Genomic DNA, 4,049 nt, shown 5'->3' with positions numbered 1-4,049 from the left:
CGCACACCTGTTCGCGATGTCCCCAGTCCATACACCCCCAAGTGGGGGAGATGTCCGGCAGGACAGAGGGGGGCGCGTAGGATCGCCAACCTGCGGAATTGGCTTTCGCCAATCGCGGCAGGTATTCACCCCCGCTGCTGCTGGATCAGCCCGTAAAGGTTGGTGCAGCGCGCGCCTGAACGGCAATAGGCGAACACAGGCCCTTCGAGCTCGTCGAGCGCGGCGGCCTGGTCCTCGACATTGTCCATCGTGATCTGGCCACTGATGACCGGGACGTAGCGGAAACCGAGGCCGGCAGCCTCGGCCGCTGCCTTGACGCTATCAGCCGAAGGTTGGCCCGGCTGCTCGTCGTCCGGCCGGTTGCAGATCACGCTTTTGAAGCCGGCGTCCTTGATGGCGGCAATGTCCTGCGGCTGGATCTGGCCGGAGACCGAATAGTCGTCGCTGATCTGGCGGTATTCCATGGTGTGGTCCTCGCAATCTCTTTGGCGCAGTCATGCCACCCCGGGGCATGAGCGGCAATCTGTACGAGCGGATTTCTCTGCCAAATAGAGATTGTGGGCCGGAAAATCCAACCGGGTCGCTTTGGCCCAGTTGGATGCTGCGCCGCTTAACTGCCCAGGATCGCGCCTTTGATCTGCGTGATGTTGTTGTGCATCATGTCGATATAGGTCGACGCCGGGCCATCGGACGCCGACAGCGCATCCGAATAGAGCGTGCCGCCGACCTTGATGCCGGTCTCGCCGGCGATCTGCTCGATCAGCCGCGGATTGGTGATGTTTTCCACGAAGATCGCCGCCGCCTTGTCCTGCTTGACCTGTTCGACCAGCTTGGCGACATCGGCGGCCGACGGCTCGGAATCGGTCGAGATGCCCTGCGGGGCCAGGAAGGTCAGCCCGTATGCGCGCTCGAAATAACCGAAGGCGTCATGCGAGGTGATAACGACGCGCTTCGCCTCGGGGATTGACTGGATAGCCGCCTTCACTTCGCCTTCCAGCGCATCGAGCTTGGTAGTGTAGGCGGCGGCGTTGGCCTTGTAGCTGTCGCAGCCTGCGGAGTCGGCCGTGCAAAAAGCGTCGGCAATGTTCTTCACGTAGATTTTGGCGTTGGCGATCGACTGGAACGCGTGCGGATCGGTGACGGTCTTGCCGCCGCCGGTGCCAGCGCCTTCTGCGGCGTCCGCATCGGCGAATTCCGGCTTGAAGTCGATCGGCGTCACACCTTTGGTCAAGGTGACGATCGCGGCCTTGGTGGCGCTGGCATCGACCAGGCGCTGCAGGAAACCTTCGAAATGCAGGCCATTGACCAGCACGACATCGGCTTTAGCCATCGCCACCGCGTCGGCCGGGCTCGGCTCATAGACATGCGCGTCGCCGTCCGGCCCGACGATGGTGGTGATGTTCACCCGGTCGCCGCCGACGTTCTTCGCAAAATCGGCAATCACGGTGAAGCTCGCCACGACCTTGAGCGGCGCCGCGAAGGCGGAGGGCGCCGCAAAGGCGCTTAATGTTATAACGCTCAACGCCAGCGCGGCACGGAAGAATTTCAGCATTGGGTGGTCTCCTTGCTTGGGGATTGGGGTCAGGCGGTCCGATGTCGGTGATGCACGATGCGGGCGCGCAGCACGCCGCGCGTGCCGAACAGGATCGAGCAGAAATAGACGACGCCGGCCGAAAGGATGATCGCCGGGCCGGAGGGCAGCGAGGCGTGGTAGGACAAAAGCAGTCCGGCGATGCAGGAGGCAAAGCCTATCAGCACCGCCAAGACGCACATCGGCTCGACGCGCACCGTCCAGAAGCGGGCGGCGGCGGCCGGTAGCATCATCAATCCTACCGAGAGCAGCGTGCCCAAAGCCTGGAAGCCGCCGACGAGGTTGAGCACGACGAGGCCGAGGAAGATGAAATGCACCGGGCTGCCCATCCGGCTCACCGAGCGCAGGAACAGCGGATCGAGGCACTCGGCGACCAGCGCCCGCCAGAAGATGGCGAGGCAGGCGAGCGTCACCACCACGATGCCGCCGATCAGGATCAGCGCCTCATTGTTGAGCGCCAGCACCGTGCCGAACAGCACATGCATCAGGTCGACGCTGGAGCCGCGGATCGACACCATCAGCACGCCGACGGCCAGCGAGATGAGATAGAAGGCCGCCATCGAGGCGTCCTCGCGCTGGATGGTGAAGCGAGAGACGGCGCCCGCGCCGAGCGCGACGATGATGCCGGCGATCAGTCCGCCGACTGTCATCGGCAGGATCTCGAGCCCATAGAGCAGGAAACCGGCCGCGGCACCCGGCAGGATGGCATGCGCCATCGCGTCGCCCGACAGGCTCATGCGCCTGAGCATCAGGAAGACGCCGACCGGGCAGGCGCCGACCGACAGCATCAGCGAGCCGAACAGCGCCCGCTGCATGAAGGCGAAATCGGCGAAGGGCGCGATGAACAGGCCGTACAGGAAGTCCATCAAGCGGCCCTCGGTCCGGAGCCATGCTGCTGGTGATCATGGTGATCGTGGGCGTGATCATGGCTATGGTCGTGATCGTCCGGCTCGCACCACGGCGCATTCTCTTCCCACGCCTCGTGGAAGCGCCTTGCCTTGAGCAGGTTTTCCGGCCGCAGCGTTTCCTTGGTGTCGCCCCAGGCGACAGGCTGGCGGGCAAGCAGCAGCGTCTCGGGGAAATTCTGCCGCACCAGATCGAGGTCGTGAATCACGACCATGATCGTACGCTCCTCGCCGTGCCAGCGCTTTATCAGTTGGATGAGATCGCCCACCGTCTTGGCGTCGACTGCGTTGAACGGCTCGTCGAGCAGGATGAGGTCGGCGTCCTGCAGAAGCACGCGGGCAAACAGCGTGCGCTGCAACTGGCCGCCGGACAGCGTGTCGATCGGCCGCTTCTCGAAGCCGCCGAGCCCGACCGCCATCAATGCCCTGCTGACGGAGTCGCGGTCTTCCCTTGTGTAGCGGCCGAGCATGCCGCGCTTCGGCCACAGCCCCAGCGAGACCAGGTCGACGACACGCGCCGGAAAGGAGCGGTCGAGCTCCGACTGCTGCGGCAGATAGGCGGTGCGCACGCCGGGCACGCGCACCACCGCGCCTTCCATCGGCTTCAGCACGCCCACGATGCCCTTCATCAGCGTCGACTTGCCCGAACCGTTGGCGCCGACCACGGCGGTCAGCGAGCCTTTGCGGACGATGCCGTTCAAATGATGGATGGCCGGGTGGCTGTTGTAGCCCAGCGTCAGGTCGCGGAAGGTCAGGCAGGCATTGGTCATCAGACGTTCCGGGCGGTCCGCTAAATCGAGTGCGTCGTCGATATGTGATGTTATTACATTAGTCAACATGCCAGCCCGGCGCAATTGTGTCACGACCGGTCAACTCACCGTGTAGGCGGGTCGTTCGAGACCGGACAATTGGCTCAATTGGTTTCGCGACCGCCGGCCTTGCCCCGCGCCGGCCCGGACTCTAAAGAGCAGCGAGTCCCACAACGAAGGAACCTCCAATGAGCATTCGTCGCATCGATGTCGGCCCGCGCATGAGCCAGATCGTCACCCACGGCAACACTGTCTATCTGGCCGGTCAGGTCGGTCAGCCCGGCGGCAACGTCGCATCGCAGACGCGCGACATCCTGAAGACCATCGACGAATTGCTGGCCAAGGCCGGCACTGACAAGACCAAGATCGTGCAGGCGATCATCTGGCTGGACGACATGAAGACCTTTGCCGAAATGAATTCGGAATGGGACAAGTGGGTGCCGCAGGGCCACACCCCGGCGCGCGCCACCGGCGAAGCCAAGCTCGCCGGCCCGGAGTATCTGGTGGAGATTATTGTGACGGCGGCGATTTAAGGGCGCGGCGCCGGAACTGCCAATCTCCCCCCTGTGGGGGAGATGCCCGGCAGGGCAGAGGGGGGCGCTGTCCCGCCAGCCTTTCAATTTCGGCATAGAGACCCAGGCCAGACCAATCGACGTTGCGCTCTACGGCGCCCCCCTCTGGCCTGTGTCCAGCCGATAGATGGGTAACACTTTGAACCGGATACATGGGTTACAGTTTTCGCCC

General features: G+C 63.8%; 5 protein-coding genes. 1 reads left to right on the top strand and 4 read right to left on the bottom strand.

Annotation, left to right across the window (positions count from 1 at the left end; genetic code table 11):
* Window positions 1–125: 125 nt before the first annotated feature.
* The 4 genes from FJ956_RS30305 to aztA all read right to left on the bottom strand — a co-directional run bounded on the left by FJ956_RS30305 (window position 126) and on the right by aztA (window position 3,266).
* Window positions 126–464, bottom strand: a complete 339-nt coding sequence (locus FJ956_RS30305) for a TIGR01244 family sulfur transferase (protein WP_140684984.1) — start codon at window positions 462–464, stop codon at window positions 126–128.
* Between the two features lie 146 nt (window positions 465–610).
* Window positions 611–1,552, bottom strand: a complete 942-nt coding sequence (gene aztC / locus FJ956_RS30300) for a zinc ABC transporter substrate-binding protein AztC (protein ID WP_140684983.1) — start codon at window positions 1,550–1,552, stop codon at window positions 611–613.
* Window positions 1,553–1,581: 29 nt separating this feature from the next.
* A complete protein-coding gene (gene aztB, locus FJ956_RS30295) occupies window positions 1,582–2,457 on the bottom strand; it encodes a zinc ABC transporter permease AztB (RefSeq protein WP_140684982.1) in 876 nt (291 codons plus the stop codon).
* Window positions 2,457–3,266, bottom strand: a complete 810-nt coding sequence (aztA, locus tag FJ956_RS30290; protein WP_140684981.1) for a zinc ABC transporter ATP-binding protein AztA — start codon at window positions 3,264–3,266, stop codon at window positions 2,457–2,459. Before aztA ends, aztB begins: the two co-directional genes overlap by 1 nt.
* Window positions 3,267–3,493: 227 nt before the next feature.
* Here aztA and FJ956_RS30285 point away from each other — a divergent pair, with 227 nt between their 5' ends.
* Window positions 3,494–3,838 carry a RidA family protein gene (locus tag FJ956_RS30285; protein WP_140684980.1) on the top strand — a complete coding sequence of 115 codons (345 nt, stop codon included), beginning with the start codon at window positions 3,494–3,496 and terminating at the stop codon, window positions 3,836–3,838.
* The last annotated feature ends 211 nt before the right edge of the window (window positions 3,839–4,049 follow it).

The organism is Mesorhizobium sp. B2-4-3 (assembly GCF_006442815.1).
Taxonomy (GTDB): Bacteria; Pseudomonadota; Alphaproteobacteria; order Rhizobiales; family Rhizobiaceae; genus Mesorhizobium.
The sequence above is the reverse complement of the archived record's forward strand: the minus strand, read 5'-3'. Positions and strand labels throughout refer to the sequence as shown.